Origin of the sequence: Embleya sp. NBC_00896 (assembly GCF_045207785.1) — a bacterium.
GTDB lineage: Bacteria > Actinomycetota > Actinomycetes > Streptomycetales > Streptomycetaceae > Embleya.
The window spans coordinates 1,328,834-1,345,034 of the sequence record NZ_CP108777.1 but is presented as its reverse complement, the minus strand read 5'-3'; the positions used below and the strand labels follow the sequence as shown (position 1 = coordinate 1,345,034).

At 73.0% G+C, this 16,201-nt stretch carries 14 protein-coding genes; 11 read left to right on the top strand and 3 right to left on the bottom strand.

The features are described 5' to 3' along the window. Positions 1-83 precede the first annotated feature (83 nt). Positions 84-1,289, top strand: a complete 1,206-nt coding sequence (locus tag OG928_RS39280; protein ID WP_331766785.1) for a low temperature requirement protein A — start codon at positions 84-86, stop codon at positions 1,287-1,289. A 36-nt stretch (positions 1,290-1,325) separates the two neighbouring features. Beyond that, positions 1,326-1,697, top strand: coding sequence for a signal peptidase I (locus OG928_RS39275; protein WP_331766784.1), 372 nt, complete (start codon positions 1,326-1,328; stop codon positions 1,695-1,697). A gap of 89 nt (positions 1,698-1,786) precedes the next feature. On the opposite strand, the gene OG928_RS39270 is transcribed toward OG928_RS39275, so the two are convergent. After that, on the bottom strand, positions 1,787-4,036 hold the full coding sequence (locus OG928_RS39270; RefSeq protein ID WP_331766783.1) for an MMPL family transporter: 2,250 nt from the start codon (positions 4,034-4,036) through the stop codon (positions 1,787-1,789). Between the two features lie 347 nt (positions 4,037-4,383). On the opposite strand from OG928_RS39270, the gene OG928_RS39265 reads away from it, so the two are divergent. From OG928_RS39265 to OG928_RS39255, 3 genes are all read left to right on the top strand, one after another. Further along, the gene (locus OG928_RS39265; protein ID WP_331766782.1) at positions 4,384-4,971 is read left to right on the top strand and encodes a helix-turn-helix domain-containing protein; all 588 of its coding nucleotides are present in this window, start codon (positions 4,384-4,386) and stop codon (positions 4,969-4,971) included. A 77-nt stretch (positions 4,972-5,048) separates the two neighbouring features. Then, entirely contained in the window at positions 5,049-8,231 is a 3,183-nt protein-coding gene (locus OG928_RS39260) for a BTAD domain-containing putative transcriptional regulator (RefSeq protein ID WP_331766781.1), read from the top strand. 93 nt (positions 8,232-8,324) lie between these two features. Beyond that, on the top strand, positions 8,325-8,564 hold the full coding sequence (locus OG928_RS39255; protein ID WP_331766780.1) for a dienelactone hydrolase family protein: 240 nt from the start codon (positions 8,325-8,327) through the stop codon (positions 8,562-8,564). Between the two features lie 59 nt (positions 8,565-8,623). Here the strand turns inward: OG928_RS39255 and OG928_RS39250 are convergent, their stop codons facing one another. Continuing rightward, positions 8,624-9,133 carry a DinB family protein gene (locus OG928_RS39250; protein ID WP_331766779.1) on the bottom strand — a complete coding sequence of 170 codons (510 nt, stop codon included), beginning with the start codon at positions 9,131-9,133 and terminating at the stop codon, positions 8,624-8,626. 111 nt (positions 9,134-9,244) lie between these two features. Here OG928_RS39250 and OG928_RS39245 point away from each other — a divergent pair, with 111 nt between their 5' ends. The 4 genes from OG928_RS39245 (at position 9,245) to OG928_RS39230 (ending at position 13,195) form a co-directional block, all read left to right on the top strand. Continuing rightward, the gene (locus OG928_RS39245) at positions 9,245-9,925 is read left to right on the top strand and encodes a ferredoxin (RefSeq protein ID WP_331766778.1); all 681 of its coding nucleotides are present in this window, start codon (positions 9,245-9,247) and stop codon (positions 9,923-9,925) included. Positions 9,926-10,140: 215 nt separating this feature from the next. Then, positions 10,141-11,022: a DUF4097 family beta strand repeat-containing protein gene (locus tag OG928_RS39240; RefSeq protein WP_331766777.1), complete on the top strand. Its 882-nt coding sequence runs from the start codon at positions 10,141-10,143 to the stop codon at positions 11,020-11,022. Between the two features lie 185 nt (positions 11,023-11,207). Then, positions 11,208-11,831, top strand: a complete 624-nt coding sequence (locus tag OG928_RS39235) for a TetR family transcriptional regulator (protein ID WP_331766776.1) — start codon at positions 11,208-11,210, stop codon at positions 11,829-11,831. Beyond that, complete coding sequence (locus OG928_RS39230; protein WP_331766775.1) at positions 11,831-13,195, top strand: FAD-dependent oxidoreductase; 1,365 nt, start codon at positions 11,831-11,833, stop codon at positions 13,193-13,195. Before OG928_RS39235 ends, OG928_RS39230 begins: the two co-directional genes overlap by 1 nt. Positions 13,196-13,249: 54 nt before the next feature. Here the strand turns inward: OG928_RS39230 and OG928_RS39225 are convergent, their stop codons facing one another. Further along, positions 13,250-14,008 (bottom strand): DeoR/GlpR family DNA-binding transcription regulator, encoded by a 759-nt coding sequence (locus OG928_RS39225; protein ID WP_331766774.1) that lies wholly within the window; start codon positions 14,006-14,008, stop codon positions 13,250-13,252. A 125-nt stretch (positions 14,009-14,133) separates the two neighbouring features. On the opposite strand from OG928_RS39225, the gene OG928_RS39220 reads away from it, so the two are divergent. Both OG928_RS39220 and OG928_RS39215 read left to right on the top strand, forming a co-directional pair. Continuing rightward, on the top strand, positions 14,134-14,751 hold the full coding sequence (locus tag OG928_RS39220) for an HAD family phosphatase (protein ID WP_331766773.1): 618 nt from the start codon (positions 14,134-14,136) through the stop codon (positions 14,749-14,751). After that, positions 14,748-16,031 (top strand): MFS transporter, encoded by a 1,284-nt coding sequence (locus OG928_RS39215; RefSeq protein WP_331766772.1) that lies wholly within the window; start codon positions 14,748-14,750, stop codon positions 16,029-16,031. Before OG928_RS39220 ends, OG928_RS39215 begins: the two co-directional genes overlap by 4 nt. Positions 16,032-16,201: the final 170 nt, after the last annotated feature.

Here is a 16,201-nt window from a genome sequence, read left to right as displayed (position 1 = left end):
CGCGACCGCACAAAGGTTTCCGCAAACCGGCGTCGCGGTGATGATGGGGCGCTCGTTTGCGACCGCCGGACGAAAGTGAAGGCATGACCACCTCCTCGGCCCCCGCCGATCCGCCGATCTCCATACCCCTCGAACTCCCGGGAGATCCCGCCGACGCGTCGGCGACCGCAGCGGAGCGGTCGCCGGGCGTCACCCCGATCGAGCTGTTCTTCGACCTCGTGTTCGTCTTCGTTCTCACCCAGGCCACCCATCAGGTGGAGAGCCACGCCGGCTGGGCGGGCCTGCTCCAGGGGATGCTGCCGCTGGCGGCGATGTGGTGGATGTTCGGCGCGTTCAGCTGGCTGACGAACGCGGTGCGCCCGGACGCGGTCGTGGTCCGGCTGCTTCTGGCGTTGACGATGACCGCGTTCTTCGTGATGGGCCTGGACCTGCCGTACGCCTTCGACCCGGACGGCTGGGCGTTCGGCATCGCGTTCCTGGTGGCCGTCGGCATGCACGTGGCGCTGTTCCTGACCGCGACCGAGGCGTCGGCGCGCTCGGGGATCGTGCGGCTCGCGCCGTTCAACGCGGTCGGCGGCGTGCTGATCCTGGTCGCCCCGCACCTGCCCGACGCCGGTACCTGGGCGTGCTGGGTCGCGGCCGTCCTGGTGCTCTACCTGTCGATGGTGGTCGGCCGGGTCCGCGGCTTCGTGGTCGAACCGCACCACTTCGTCGAGCGGCACGGGCTGATCATCCTGATCGTGCTCGGCGAGTCGGTCGTGGCCGTGGGCATCGGCGCGGGTGGCCGGCCGGTGGACTGGCAGCTCGCGGGCGGGGTGCTGCTCGGGATCGCGGTCGCCACCGGCATCTGGTGGGCGTACTTCGGCGAGGACGACGAGCGGACCGTGCGGGCCATGGCGGACGCGCCGGTGGAACGCCGACAGACGCTGGGCTACGTGGCGTTCGGCCTCGCGCACGCGGTGATGATCGCCGGAATCGTGCTGGTGGCGGCGGGCATCTCGGACGCGATCCACCACCTGGGTACCGACACCAACCGCTGGTGGCTGGGCGCCGGCGTGGCGATCTTCCTGCTCGGCCACGCGTGGCATCGGTACGTGTTGGGCACCGGTCCGGTCGCCGCGCGGGTGGGGGCCGCCGCCGTGGTCGTCCCGCTGGCCGCGCTGCTCGCGCCGCGGGGCTGGGCCGTCCTCACCGGCGCCATGGTGGTGCTCGTGGTGATGACCGTGCTGGACCGGGTGCTCGCGGCCCGCGAGTTCGCCGGCCCGGAGGCGGAGCCCGCGACGGCGTGAGGGCCCGCCGGAACCGGGCTGCTAGCGTCGCGATTCATGGACGACAGCGTGTACGTCGGCAACGCCGGCCCGGACGCGGCACTGGACCGGGGGTGGTTGCTGGGCCACTTCAAGGAGGTCGGTGACGCCCGGCACAGCGAGGCCGTGGAGATCAAGTGGGGCGTGCACCCGCCCGGTGACGAGCGCGCCGAGTGGGTCACGGGTGAGGCCCGGACCGCGCTGCTGATCCTGATCAGCGGCCGCTTCCGGGTCGAATTGCCGGGCCACAGCGTGCTGTTGGCCAAGCAGGGCGACTACGTGGTGTGGGGGCACGGCGTCGACCACTCGTGGTACGCGGAGGAGGAGTCGGTCGTGCTGACGGTCCGCTGGCCGTCCGTGCCCGGGTACAAGGTGGCCGACGCGGGCTGACCCGGATCGCCGGCGCGACGCCGGGCGCGAGCAACAGGAACGGGTGTGCCCGACGCGGGCACACCCGTTCCTGTTGTTCCGGTCGTGAATCAGACGCGGACGGGGTCCCGCTCCGCGTCGACGTCGCGCACGGGAGAGGCGTCGTCGCCCAGGTGCCTGCGCAGCCCCTCGCCCTCGACGTCGACGTTCGGCAGGATCCGGTTCAGCCACTTCGGCAGCCACCACGCGGCCTTGCCGAGCAGCGCGAGCACGGCCGGTACCAGGGTCATCCGGACCACGAACGCGTCGAGCAGGACGGCGGACGCGAGGCCGAACCCGATCATCTTGATCATCGAGTCGGCTGCCCCGATGAAGCCGGCGAAGACGCCGATCATGATCAGGGCCGCGGCCGTGACCACCCGCGCGCCGTGCCGGAACCCGCTGACCACGGCCTCGCGCGGACTCTCGCCGTGCACGTACGCCTCGCGCATGCCGGTCACGAGGAAGACCTCGTAGTCCATCGCCAGCCCGAACACGATGCCGACCAGGAAGATCGGCATCATGCTCATGATCGGACCGGTCTGGTCGACCCCGATGAGCTCGCCGAACCAGCCCCACTGGAAGACCGCGACCACCGCGCCGAGCGAGGCGGCGACCGAGAGCAGGAAGCCGAGGGCCGCCTTGAGCGGCACCAGCACCGACCTGAAGACCGCCAGCAGCAGCAGGAACGCCAGGCCGACCACGAGGGCCAGGTAGGGCAGCAGCGCGTCGTTGAGCCGTTGCGAGAAGTCGATGTTCAGCGCCGGGGAGCCGCCGACGAGGGTGTCCGCGCCGGTGCGGGCCCTGGTCTGGTCCGCGGTGTCGCGGATGGCGTGCACCAGGTCCTTGGTGGCCGTGCTGCTGGGCTTCGAGTTCGGCGTGACGGTGATGATGGCGGTGTCACCCGCCTTGTCGAAGGTGGCGGGGTCGATGGAGGCGATGCCCTCGACACGGGACAGGGCCTGGGTGACCTCGGCCGCGGCGGCGGGGCCGTTGTGCTGCCGGGTGGCGTCGACCACGACGAGCAGCGGGCCGTTGAAGCCGGGGCCGAAGCTCTCGGTCAGCAGGTCGTAGCCCCGGCGCTGGGTGGTGTCGGTCGACTTCTGGCCGTCGTCGGGCAGCCCGAGCTCCATGCCGGTGGCCGGCAGCGCGAGCGCGCCCAGGCCGATGACGCCGAGCACCAGGACCATCACCGGGCGGCGCAGCACGAAGCGCGCCCACCGCGTACCCATGTTCGCCTTCGGGGCCGACCGGTCCGCCGACCCGCCCGCGGCCTGCGCGGATTCCCGCAGCGCGGTGCGCTTGCGGTGCTTGCGGCCGAAGATTCGCTTGCCCGCGAAGCCCAGCATCGCCGGCACGAAGGTGAGCGCCACCAGGACGGCGATCGCGACGGTGGCCGCCGCCGCCAGGCCCATCTCGGTGAGCATCGGAATGTTGACGACCGCGAGGCCGGCCAGCGCGACCACCACGGTGAGGCCGGCGAAGACGACCGCGGAACCCGCCGTGCCGACCGCCCGCCCGGCGGCATCCTCGGGTTCGTGTCCCTTGGTCAGCTCGGTGCGATAGCGGGAGACGACGAACAGCGCGTAGTCGATGCCGACGGCCAGGCCGAGCATCATCGCGAGGGTGGAGGTGCTGGGGGAGAGGTCGAACACGCCCGCGAGGGCGGTGATGCCCGTGACGCCGACCGCGACCCCGATCAGGGCCGTGAGCAGCGGCAGGCCCGCGGCGATCAACGAGCCGAACGTGACGATCAGCACCACGGCGGCGATCATGATGCCGATGATCTCGCCGCTGCCCGGGCCGGCGTCGGCCTCCAGGGCGTCGCCGCCGACCTCCACGGTCAGCCCCGCGTCGCGGCCCTTCTGCGCCGCGTGCGACAGCGTGTCGCGGGTCGACTCGTGCAGTGCGTTGGCCGCTTCCCGGTAGGCCACCGCCGAGTACGCGGTGGTGTGGTCCTTGCTGACCGTCCCGGCGACGAACGGGTCGGCCGCGTCGGCGACCTGGTCGGTGCCCTTGAGCGCGCCGACGACCTGTTCGACCTTGGCCTTGTTCGCGGCCGAGTCGATCTGCTGGCCGGCGGGGGCGCGGAAGACGATCCGCGCGCTCGCGCCGCCGGCCGCGGCCTCGGGGGTGCGCTCGTTGAGCAGGTCGATGGCGTGCTGCGCCTCGATACCGGGCACCGAGAAGGGCTTGTCGGAGGGCGCCTCCGCCTGCGTGGCGCCGAAGCCGACGACGGCCAGCAGGGCTACCCAGAGCAGGACGACGAGGCGGCGGCGCCGGAAGGCGGCTCGGCCGAGTCGGTACAGGAATGTGGCCATAAAAGGGGTCTCCAGGCTGAGCGGACGTGCGGGATCGACCGAAGGCGACACGTGTCGAGTCGGGGATCGGCGATGCCTGAGCGTGAGCGGAAGGCCATGCGGGAGGCCGTGCGGAAGGCCGTGCGGAAGGCAGAGCGGGATGCGGCAGAGGCCCGGCGGAGCCAAGAGAGATTTCTACTGGCCGGACAGTAGAAATTATTCACCACGACCGGCCCGTGCGAGGTCCTTCGCAAGTCCTGGACACGCGTACTACGTGGGGCGTAGTTTCTACTGGCCGTACAGTAGATAAAGGCCCTCCGGTACCCCTTGGGAACGGTCGGACGACCACATCCGGGGAGGAAACGCACGTGACCGGCCGGCGAGGCGACACCCGGCGTCGAATCCGCGAGGCGGCGCTGACGCTGTTCGCGGACAAGACCTACGGCGCGACCACGCTCCAGGACATCGCCGACGAGATGGGCGTGACCAAGGCGGCGCTGTACTACCACTTCCACACCAAGGACGAGATCCTCGCCGACCTGGTCGAGCCGACGATCGCGGCCCTGGAGGCGATCGTGGACCGGGCCGAGGGGCAGCCCTCCTCGCCCGCCGCCACCCGCGAGCTGCTGATCGCGATGTGCGAGCTGTACGCCGGTGACCGGCGCCTGCTCGGGATCCTCATGTTCGACCGCACCTTCAAGGCCCAACAGGTCCTGAGCGGGCGCTCCACGGCGTGCCGTACGCGGGCCCAACGCGTCCTGACGCACGGCGCCGAGGGCGACACGGTCGCCGAGGTCCGCGCGATCGCGGCCCTGGCCGCGCTGACCGTCCCGCTGGTCGCCCTCGACGGTCACGACGACCTGCGCCCGCTCGTGGCTCCGGCCGTCGCGGCCGCGTGCGCGGTGCTCGGCATCCGTCCGCCGCGTGCCCCCTCGCTCGCGATGACGTCCGCGTAGGAGCGGCGGGCGGGCGGAGTCGGCACCGGGTCGGGCCGGCGCGCTCGGGGGGAATCGGGATCTGAAAGGCTGTGGCGGTGCGCATAGTACTGCTGGGACCGGTCCGAGCCCTGAACGACGACACGAACGCGATCGACATTGGCGGCGTTCGGCTGCGCATGCTGCTGGCCCGGCTCGCGCTCGACGCGGGACAGGCGGTCTCCGCGGCCGCGCTGATCGACGGCCTCTGGGGCGAGGAACCGCCGGCGGACGCCGTCAACGCGCTCCAGGCGCTGGTCTCCCGCCTGCGCAAGGCGCTGCGCGGCGCCGGGGCGCTGGACTCGGTCCCCGGCGGCTACCGACTCGCCGTGCGCGCCGAGGACGTGGACGCGTACCGGTTCGAGGAACTGGCCGCGCGGGGCCGCCGGGAGCTGGCCGCCGACCGGCCCGCCGAGGCCGCCGCGGTGCTCGGCTCGGCGCTCGCGCTGTGGCGGGGCGCGGCCCTGGCCGACGTGCTGGACGCGCCGTTCGCCCGCAACCCGGCCGGCCGGCTCGACGATCTGCGCGCGACCGCCGCCGAGGACCGGTTCGAGGCCGAGCTGCGGCTCGGCCGGCACGCCGAGGTATTGGCCGACCTGGAGGCGGCGGGCGCCGAACACCCGCTGCGCGAGCGGTCGGCCGCGCTGCGGATGCGCGCGCTGTACGCGGCGGGCCGCCAGTCCGAGGCGCTCGCGGTGTACGAGGCCATGCGCGCGCGACTGGCCGACGAGCTCGGCGTCGACCCCTCGGCCGAGCTCCGGGAGACCCATCTCGCGCTGCTGCGCGGCGAGTTGGAGCAGCCGGCCGCCCGCCCCGAGGCCGTGCCCGATCACCTTCCGGTCCGGTTGACCAGTTTCGTCGGCCGGGAGGAGGAACTGACGCTGCTCGCCGAGCTGATGGCCGGTTCCCGCCTGGTCACCCTGGTCGGCGCCGGTGGCGCGGGCAAGACCAGACTGGCGATCGAGGCGGCGACCCGGCACCGGGCGCACCGGCGCGGCCGGGTGTGGTTCGTACCGTTGGCCGGCGTGCGTACCCCGGACCTGGTGGCCGACGCGGTGCTCGGCGCGCTCGGCCCCCGCGAGCTGCGCACGCCGCTGGCCGCCGGCCGGCCGCTCGATCCGGTGGACCGGGTGGTCGAACTGCTCAACGCCGGCGAGAGCGTCCTGGTGCTGGACAACTGCGAGCATCTGGTGGACGCCGCCGCGGAGTTCGCGTACCGACTCCTGGACCGGCTGCCGCACCTGACCATCCTGGCCACCAGCAGGGAACCACTGGCGATCACCGGCGAGGCGCTGTGCCGGCTCGGCTCGCTGGCGGTGCCCGCCGAAGGCCCGGAACTCGCCGAGGCGAACCACTCCGCAGCGGTGCGGCTGTTCGTCGACCGGGCCGCCGCCGTCCGACCCGGCTTCGCGCTCGACGCGGCCACCGTGGACTCGGTGGTGGAGATCTGCCGGCGCCTGGACGGGATGCCGCTCGCGATGGAACTGGCCGCCGCCCGGCTGCGCGCGATGAGCGTCGACCAGATCGCGCAGCGGCTGGACGACCGGTTCCGGCTGCTCGGCTCGGGGAGCAGGGCCGCGCTGCCGCGCGGACGCACGCTGCTCGCGGTGGTCGAGTGGAGCTGGGACCTGCTGGAGGAGCCGGAACGGGTGCTGGCCCGGAGGCTGTCGGCGTTTTCCGGCGGGGCGAGCCTGGCCGCGCTGGAGGCGGTGTGCGCGGACGACCTGCTGCCGGTGGGCGACGTGCTCTACGTACTCGGCTCGCTGGTCGAGAAGTCCATGGTGGACGCGAGTGCCGACGGCGATCCGCGGTACCGGATGCTGGAGACGGTACGCGCGTACGCGGCCGACCAATTGGAGCTCGCCGGCGAACGGGCCGACGTCTCGGCCCGCCTCGTACGGCACTTCCTCGCGCTGGTCGAGGAGCACGATCCGCTGCTGCGCACCGGTGCCCAGCTGCGCTCCATGGCGCTGTTCGACGCCGAGCACGACAACGTGCTGTCCGCGCTGCGCTCGGTGCTCGACGCCGGGGAGGCGGATACCGCGGCCCGGTTCGTCGGCGCGTTGTTCTGGTACTGGGGGATCCGGGGATTCTCGGCGCAGTTCGAGGCGCACGTGGCCGAGGTGCTGCGCTTCGGTCCCGAGCTGTCCGAGCCCGCGCGGGTCGCTTTCCGCGCCGTGCAGCTGCTGGCCGGCGCCGGCGTGCCGGAGGGCGCCGATCCCGAGTCGATCCGCGCGATCCTGGCCGACTGCGCCCGGACCGGCGCGATGGCGCACTATCCCGCCCTGGTCCTGGTCGTGCCGGTGGCGGCGTTCTTCGGCGGCGACGACGCGCTGGGCGAGCGCGAGTTGCGGCGGGCGCTGGACGGGCCGGATCCGTGGGGCCGGGCCTGTGCGCACTGGGTGGCGGACTACGTGCGCACCGATCGCGGCGATTGGCGAACCGGCGCGGACGATCGGGCCCGGGCGTTGCGCGGTTTCGAGGAGGTGGGCGATCGCTGGGGCCTGGCGATGGCGCTGGGCACCACCGGGCAGGCGCACTCCCTCCGCGGCGAGTACGACGCGGCGATCGCCGCCTACGAGCGGGGAGTCGCGGTCGCCGTCGAGCTCGGCGCGGAGGACGACATCGCGCACTACCGGATCAGGCTCGCGACCGAGCGGATGCGGGCCGGCGACCTCGACGGGGCCCGTCGGGACATCCACGCCGCGCAGCGGCAGGCGAGCGACCTGGGCTATCGGCGGATGGCGGCCATGCTCCTGTTCGGCCTCGCCGACCTGCACCGCCGCTCGGGCGAGCTCGACGCGGCGAACGCGGCACTGGACCAAGTGACCGCGGCCGCACATCGGTTGGCGCTGCCGGCGGAGATGGTGGCGGACGTGATCGCGCGCGCCAGGATGCCGATCCTGCTCGCCGCGGGCGCCGCGGCGCCCGCCCGCGAGCTGCTGCCGCGGGTCGTCGCCGCCTCCTTCGGCCATCGCGACTTCGGGCCGGTCGCCGAACTGCTGGCCGGGTTGCTCCTGGCGGAGGGCGATCCGGTCGGCGCGGCCGGCGCGCTGGGGATGAGCGAGGTCGTGCGGGGCGTGTTCGACGAGGGCAACCCGGAACTGCGGGTGCTGATCGCCGAGTTGGTCGATCGACTCGGCGAGGCACCGTACCGGGAGGCGTACCGTCTGGGCGCCGGGATGTCGCGGGCGGACGCGCTGAAACGGCTGACCGAGGAATCCGGCCCGCCGGCGGCGTGACCCGCGTCGGCGTCGTGAGCGGGCTCGCCACTCACGACGCCGCGCGGTTTCCGACTCAGGCCGTCGCCTGCTTGCGGTAGGCCCGCATGGCCAGTGGGAAGAACACCGCGATCCGGCGCCGCCAAGTTGGAGACGGCCCTGGAGCGCGCCGGGGTCGAGCACGACGTGAAGCTCTACCCCGACGCGGGCCACTCCTTCCTCAACGACGCCGACAACTCCCCACCGGCCATGCGCCCACTGCTGCGGGCCATCCTGGGCATCGGCCCGGAACCGGTGGCCGCCGACGACGCCTGGTCCCGCATCGACGCCTTCTTCGCGCGGCACCTCGCCTGACGGGTGCCTTCGAACCCGCCGCCCGCTCCCTGCTCCCCGCTCCCTGCTCCCGCTCTTCGCTATTCGCCGGTGCTGCCGTCGATGCGTTCGCGGAGGAAGTCGGCGTGGCCGTTGTGGCGGGCGTACTCCTCGATCATGTGGGTGAGGACCCAGCGGAGCGAGTACACGTCGCCTGCGGCGCGTCCGGTGACGGCGAGGGATTCGGCGGCGGCCACCACGGCCCGCGCGCGGGCGCACTCGTCGTGCCAGACCTGGAACGCCTCGTCGACGTCGGCCTCGTCGACGTCGAAGTCGGCGTACTGGCCCGGCGGGTAGCCCTGGCTCCACCGGCTCCGGCTGTCCTCGCCGTTGATCGTGTTCCGGAACCATCCCCGCTCGACCTCGGCGAGGTGCCGCACGAGCCCGAGCAGCGACATGTCCGAGGGCGGTACCGATCGTTCCTTGAGTTGCCCGGTGGTCAGTCCCGCGCACTTCATCGCGAAGGTCTCCCGCTGGAACTCCAGGAAGCCGACCAGGGTCGCGCGCTCGTCGGCCTCGTGCGGGGGCTCGGTGCGCTTGTGCTCGTCCATGAGGACATCATGCCGGGGTACCGCTCCGACCGGGTGGGGCGGTCGCCGGATGCCTCCTCCGGTACCGAGAACCGGCAAACCCTTCCCGTTACGGCGCTAGGGTGCGGCGTCATGGACTTGACTCCGATTTCCGCGATGGGGTTCGTGGTTGCCGCCGTCGGCGTCATGCGATTGGCGGCGTTGGCCGACGCGAGTCTTCGGGTGGGGAAGGGTGGCGCCGAGGCGGGCACCGGCCCGGGGTCGGTGTTCGAGGAGTCCGGTGACTGGGCGGCGCGCGCCTACTGGGACCCGCTGCCGACCGCGCGCAGCCTCACCGACTCGATCGGCAACGGGCGCTGGGAGGACCGGAGTTGGCTCAACGTGCCGGGGCCGTTCTACACCGGCGCGACGGGTGCGACCGGTGTGGGCCCGAGCGGTCCGGAGTCCGCACCTCGGCACGTGCTGTCGGGCGACGGGACGACGGAGTTCGTGTACCGCCAGCCCCGCACGCCGCACGAGGTGTACACGCTCGTGGGCACCGCCGGCTACGAGCCCCTGGCCGGCTACGCGTGGGACGGTGACGAGCACTGGACACCCGCGGCGGTGCGCGAGTGGTGGGCGGGTCGGGCGCGGGTTCGTGCCTGGATCCGCGGCGAACTCGCGGCGCCGACCACGAGTGTGAACGCGCGGTCGAGCCTTCGCGAGTTCGCGGGCCACCTCGACGAGGGGTTGGAGGACTACTTGCGCGGCTATGTGTTCTGGCTGATCGCGGGCCGGGAACCCGGTCGCGGCGAGGCGTTGCCCGCGCTGTGAGCGCGGGTCGGTCCGACGCGTCGAGTCGAGCCGAAACCCCGAGAACGCAACACCACGCCGCGAGCCCGGGAGCCGCGGAGCGACGACATGACGTCAGGTCGGGTCATCGAAGGCTTGCAATGACGTCATGATGACGTCATAGTGGCGTCATGTTCATCGCTCGTCGTCGGCCTCCGCGGCCGGGACGGCGCCGAATCCGAAGCGAGGAGTCCGCCATGCCCATCTTCGAAACGCCCGCATCGATCGTCGCCACGATCTCCCTCGAGGCCGGCAACCTTCGGATCACCGCGAGCGACCGCACCGACACGGTCGTCGAGGTCCGCCCGAGCAAGGCGTCCGCCGCCGCGGACGTCCGGGCCGCCGAGGAGACCCTGGTCGAGTACGCCGAGGGTCGGTTGTCGGTGAAGGCGCCCAAGAGCAAGACCCGCTCGTGGTTGCGGCGGGGCGCCTCGATCGAGGTGACGATCGATCTCCCGACCGATTCCCGTGTCGAGGTCGACGCGGTCGCGGGGGACCTCCGCGCCGAGGGCCGCCTCGGGGAGTCCGCGTTCGAGACCGTCTCCGGCGACATCCGGGTCGACCTCAGTGGTGGGCTGCGGCTGAAGACCGTCTCCGGCGACGTCGCGGTGGCTCGCTCGGTCGGGCGCACCGACGTCACCACCGCGAACGGCGACGTCCGGATCGGCGAGGTCGAGGGCGCGGCGGTAGCCAGGACCGTCAGCGGCGACATCACCGTCGGCACGGTCACCGGCGACCTGCGACTGGACACGACGAACGGCGACATCAGCGTCGACCGTGCGCTGGCCGGTGTCTCCGCCCGGACGCAGTGCGGCGACGTCCGGATCGGCGAGGTGGTGCGCGGTTCGGTCGTGTTGGAAACCGCCTCCGGCGACCTGGAGGTGGGCATCCGGGAGGGCAGCGCCGCCTGGCTGGACGCGAGTTCGCAGCACGGGGACGTGCGCAGGCGCCTGGCCGAGTGCGCCTGCCCGGACCGGTCCGACGACACCGTCGAGTTGCGCGCCCGCACCCACCACGGCGACATCACGATCAGCCGCTCCGTCTCCGCCGACCGCCCCCACCACCTCGCCGAAGCCTGATCCCGACGCCACCGGTCGGGCCCGAACCGCGGCAGTTCCCCGGGCCGCGACGCACGCGGCGGCGCCCGGCGGCGCGGCGGCAATGGGGTGTTCGGTGCCCGCCCTTCCGGGCAACTTCCGCTGTGCGCGGTCGATTTCGAGGATGGACGGTTGACCGACCTTTACATACATGCTGGTGTGTATGTATGAGAAGAACAGTCGAAGAAGCAGCCGTCACCAAGTCGGACGTCGTCGACGCGGCGCTCGCCGTCTTCGCCGAGTACGGATACGCGGCGGCCACCATCGGAAGCATCGCCGGGCGGGCCGGGGTGACGCGCGGGGCGGTCTATCACCACTTCGCGGGCAAGGCCGATCTGTACACGCGTGCCCTCGAGATCCGCTGGGATCGGGTGTGCGGGCCGATATGGGCCGAACTCGACGGTGCCGGGCCGCCGTTGGCCCGGCTGCGCGCGTTCGGAGTCGCCTATCTGACCGCCGTCGAAAACGACGGCCGCTTCCGTGAACTCCTGCACGTCACGCTGTTCGGCGCCGAGGCGCTCCCGGAACTGCGCCAGGGTCTGGCCGCCAAGGAGCGCGCGATGTCCACCTGGGTCGACACGATCGCCGCCGTGCTCACCGAGGCCCGGGACGCCGGCGCCCTGCGGGTCGGTCGCGAACCGCGCGCCGCCGCCTTGGCGTTCGTCGGTCTGCTCACCGGCGTCACCTCGGCCTGGCTGACCGCGCCGGAGGTGTGCTCGCCCGCCGCCTCGGCCGGCTCGCTCGTCGACGCCCTCCTCGACGGCATCGCCGACGCGGCGGGGGAGCGGTGATGGCCGGCCCCGACACGGACGTCGTCGTCGTCGGCGCCGGGCTCGCCGGCCTGGTCGCCGCGCGCGACCTGATCGCGGCCGGATTGTCCGTCCGCGTCCTGGAGGCCCGCGACCGATCCGGCGGCCGCGTCCTCGGCGAGACCCTCGACACCGGACCGGACCTGACCGTGGCGCTCGGCGGCGAGTTCACCGGCCCCGGCCAGTCCGCCCTGCACGCGCTCGCCGCGGACCTCGGCATCGCCACCACGCCCACCTGGGACACCGGCGACCGCCTGGTCGAGCTCGACGGCCTCACCCGCCGATACCGCGGCCTCATTCCCCGGATCGGCGCGCTCGCCCTCGCCGACATCGGCCTCGTCCAACTGCGCCTGGAGCGGATGGCCCGCCGCGTCGACCCCGAGGCCCCGTGGCGCGACCCGCGCACCGCCCGGCACGATCGCCGCACTCTCGCGCACTGGCTCGACGGCGCCATGCGCACCCGCCGCGGCCGGGAACTGTTCGACGCCGCCGTCCACGCGATCTGGTGCGCCTCGCCCGCCGACATCTCGCTCGCGCACGTGCTCGTGTACATCCGCGCGGCCGGCGGGTTCGACCTGCTCGCGAACACCACCGGCGGCGCCCAGCAGGACCGCTTCGTCGGAGGCTCACCGGCCATCACCCGCCGCCTGACCGAACTGCTCGGCGACCGCGTCGAACTCTCCGCCCCCGCCGAACACATCGAGTGGACCCCGGAGTTCGTCCGCGTGACCGGCCCCGGCACGGCCGGCACCACCGCCCGCCGGGCGATCGTCGCGATGTCACCGCCACTAGGCAGCCGGATCCGGTACAGCCCGCCGATCCCCGAACGCGACGCGCTCGGCGCCGCCATGCGACCGGGCGCGGTGGTCAAGTGCCTACTCGTCTACGCCGAGCCGTTCTGGCGCCGGGACGGCCTCTCCGGGCAGTTCGTCAGCTCGCGCGGTCCGGTCTGCGCCGGCTACGACGCCTCCCCGGCCGACGGCGACGTCGGCATCCTGCTCGGCTTCATCGCCGGCCCGAACGCGCTCCGAGCGGCGACCCGGACCCCCGACGAACGCCGCCGGCTGGTCGTCGAGCAGGCGACGAGACTGTACGGCCCGCGCGCGGCCACGCCCACCCACTACGTGGACAAGGACTGGTCCGCCGAGTCGTACTCGCTCGGCTGCTACGCCGCCCTGTTCGCCCCCAGCGGCTGGTCCACCCACGGCCCGGCCCTGCGCCGCCCGGTCGGCCCCCTCCACTGGGCGGGCGCCGAGACCGCGACCTCCTGGTACGGCTACATGAACGGCGCGGTCTCCTCGGGCCACCGAGCCGCGGCGGAAGTCGTGGGCGCCCTGCGCGGATAGGCCCTGTCCCGCCCGACCGCATCCGGTTCGGCGCGGGCCGCGACGGCGCGGGGCTCAGACCACGCGCACGTCCACGCCCAGGTCGCGAAGGCGCGCGAGGGCCTCGGGTGGGGCGTCGGTGTCGGTGATCACGATGTCGAGCGTGGTCGCCGGGCAGACATGGCCCAGGCCGGTGCGGCCGAACTTGGCGCCGGTGCAGACGGCGACGACGCGTTGGGCGGCGGCGATCGCGGCCTGCTTGACCGGGACCTCGACCAGGTCGTGCGCGGTCACTCCGTGTTCGACGGACAGGCCGCAGACGCCCAGCACGGTGGTGTCCACGCGCAGCGATCGCAGCGACGTCTCGGTGAGGTGACCGGTGAGGGCGAGCATGCCCGGAGTCGTCTGGCCGCCGGGCACGAGCAGGCACACGTCGGGCGCACCGCCCAGGACGGTGGCCGAGTGCAGGTCGAGCGGGATCACGGTGAGCCGGCGGTGGGCGAGCGCGCGGGCGATGGCGAGGCCGGTGGTGCCGCTGTCGAGGATCAGGGATTCGCCGTCGGTGAGGAGGGCGTCGACCTCGGCGGCGATCCGCTGCTTGGCCTCGGCCCCCTCGCGCTCGCGCACGGCGAAGGGCATCGTCTCGCCGCGCAGCACCAGGCTCACCGCGCCACCCCGCACGCGGCGCAGCACCCCCTGCTCCGCGAGCTGATCGAGGTCGCGCCGGATCGTCATCTCCGAGCAGCCGGTGTCCCGCGCCAGCTCCGCCACGGTGACGCGTTCCGTGGTGCGCATCCGCTCGATGAGCACAAGTAGACGTTCCGAACCTTCCATGTGTTCAATCAAACGTGTTGTATGTTCGAAAGTCAATCGGGGTGCCACTGCATCGACCCGCATCGACCCGCATTGACCGCATTGACCGCATTGACCGCATCGACCGCATCGACCGAGGAGCGCACATGGAGTGGATCGTCTTCGACTTCGGCGGAGTCATCAGCACGTCGCCGCCCGATGCCGCGGGCGCGGCGCTGGCGCGGGGCGTCGGGGTGTCCCAGGAGGAGCTCTGGGCCGCCTACTGGATAAACCGGGAGGCGTACGACGCGGGCGCGATCGACGCGGCCGGGTTCTGGGCCGACCTGTGCGCCCGGCTCGACCGGCCCGCGCCGGACGGGCGCCGACTGGACGCGCTGATGGCGGACGACCTCGCGGCGTGGATGCACGTCGACCAGGGCACCGTCGACCTGCTGGCGGAACTGGCCGAACAGGACGTACCGCTGGCCCTGTTGTCCAACGCGCCGAGCGGCATGGCCCGGCTGATCGAGGAGCAGCCCTGGTCGGCGGTCTTCCGGCACCGGCTGTTCAGCGCCGATCTGGGCCTGACCAAGCCCGATCCGCGGATCTTCGGCCGGCTGTGCGAGCGGCTCGACGCGCGGCCGGGCGACCTCCTGTTCGTCGACGACCGGCCGGAGAACCTGGACGCGGCCAGGGCTCTGGGGATCGAGTCCGTGCTGTTCACCGACGCCCTCGGCCTGCGTGCCGAACTCGGACGGACGCGCGTCGGCGGGTCCCTCCGATGACCGCCGACCTCGTCGACGGATCGGTCGAACCGGTGGCCGAGACAACGGCGTTCCCGCTCCGGGCGGCGATCGCCGCGTGTGCGGCCTTCGTGCTGATCGGTGCCTTGCAGGCGCTGTACGGACCCGCCATCCCGGCGCTGCGGCGCGAGTTCGGGATCAGCCCGGCCACGGCGGGGCTCGCGCTGAGCGCGCATTTCGCCGGCGCGCTGCTGGGCGTCCTCGCGGGCGCGGCGCTGCGCCGGAGGCGGCCGGATCGGCAACTCCTGCTGGTGTCGTGCCTGTTCATGGCGGTGGGGGCGGTCGCCTTCGCGGTGGCGGCCGATTGGCCGTTCGCGCTGGCCGCCGTGTTCGTGCTCGGGGTCGGCTTCGGCGGCATCGACTACGGCCTCAACGTCATGTTCGCGGAGGGGTTCGGCCGGCGCGGTACGTCCATGCTGAACATCCTCAACGCGCACTTCGGCCTCGGCGCGATCGCGGGCCCGGCGCTGCTGGGCGCCCTGGGGGCGGACCGCTATCCGGCGGTCTTCGCCGGTTGCGCGGTCGCGTGCGTGCTGGTCGTCCCACCGCTGCTGGCGGTGCGGGACACGGCACCCGCGGCCGGCCCGGCGCCGGCGCCGCCGGATGGCACGGCACCGAGCACAGCGCCGTCGGGCACAGCGCCGCCGAACGCGATTCCGCCCAACGCGACGCCCCCGCGCACGACGGCGATCCTCATGGGTGCGTTCATCGTCCTGTACATCCTGCACGTCGGCATCGAGACCGGCGTCGGCGGCTGGGAGCCCACCCACCTGGAGGCCCTCGGCAACTCCACCTCGGCCGCGGCCGGCGCGACCGCCGGGTTCTGGCTCGCCATGACGATCGGCCGCTTCCTGGTGGCACCCATCAGCCTGCGCGTGCGCCCGCAGGTCGTGGTGCTCGCGAGTTGCGCGGCGATGACCGGCTTCCTGCTTCTGGCGGCCGTCCCACCGTTGGCCCCGTACGCCTACCTCGGCGTCGGCCTCGCCATCGCACCGATCTTCCCCACCGGCCTGGCCTGGCTCAACGAACGGGTCCCCGGCTCGGCGAGCGCCGCGGCCTGGGTGATCGCGGCCTCGATGATCGGCGGGATCGCCTTCCCGCCACTGCTCGGCGCGGCCTTCGAGACCTCCGCCGACACGATGGCCATCCCGTTGCTGCTCGCCGCACTCTCGGCGGTGTGCACGGCAGTGGGCGTCGCCTGCGGAGCAATCGGTCGGCGTGCCCGCCCCGTGCCGAACTCACTCACCACGACGGGGTCATGACGGCTAGTCAGCTTGCTTCGATCGGCTACGGTCCGCGTTCGCCGCGGCGCTCCGCCCGCCCTGCACGTCACGGGCGTCGAGCATCGCGCCGACGTGCCGCAGCCCACGCGAGAGATCGCCGAACGGGCGCCCGTCGATGGTGGCGGTTCCGAAGGCGGGCGGAAGCCGAA

Excerpts from the sequence above, each read along its gene's own strand:
- OG928_RS39280 (WP_331766785.1), top strand. The coding sequence starts at position 84 with ATGACCACCTCCTCGGCCCCCGCCGATCCGCCGATCTCCATACCCCTC.
- OG928_RS39275 (WP_331766784.1), top strand. The coding sequence starts at position 1,326 with ATGGACGACAGCGTGTACGTCGGCAACGCCGGCCCGGACGCGGCACTG.
- OG928_RS39270 (WP_331766783.1), bottom strand. The coding sequence starts at position 4,036 with ATGGCCACATTCCTGTACCGACTCGGCCGAGCCGCCTTCCGGCGCCGC.
- OG928_RS39250 (WP_331766779.1), bottom strand. The coding sequence starts at position 9,133 with ATGGACGAGCACAAGCGCACCGAGCCCCCGCACGAGGCCGACGAGCGC.
- OG928_RS39245 (WP_331766778.1), top strand. The coding sequence starts at position 9,245 with ATGGACTTGACTCCGATTTCCGCGATGGGGTTCGTGGTTGCCGCCGTC.
- OG928_RS39240 (WP_331766777.1), top strand. The coding sequence starts at position 10,141 with ATGCCCATCTTCGAAACGCCCGCATCGATCGTCGCCACGATCTCCCTC.
- OG928_RS39235 (WP_331766776.1), top strand. The coding sequence starts at position 11,208 with ATGAGAAGAACAGTCGAAGAAGCAGCCGTCACCAAGTCGGACGTCGTC.
- OG928_RS39230 (WP_331766775.1), top strand. The coding sequence starts at position 11,831 with ATGGCCGGCCCCGACACGGACGTCGTCGTCGTCGGCGCCGGGCTCGCC.
- OG928_RS39225 (WP_331766774.1), bottom strand. The coding sequence starts at position 14,008 with ATGGAAGGTTCGGAACGTCTACTTGTGCTCATCGAGCGGATGCGCACC.
- OG928_RS39220 (WP_331766773.1), top strand. The coding sequence starts at position 14,134 with ATGGAGTGGATCGTCTTCGACTTCGGCGGAGTCATCAGCACGTCGCCG.
- OG928_RS39215 (WP_331766772.1), top strand. The coding sequence starts at position 14,748 with ATGACCGCCGACCTCGTCGACGGATCGGTCGAACCGGTGGCCGAGACA.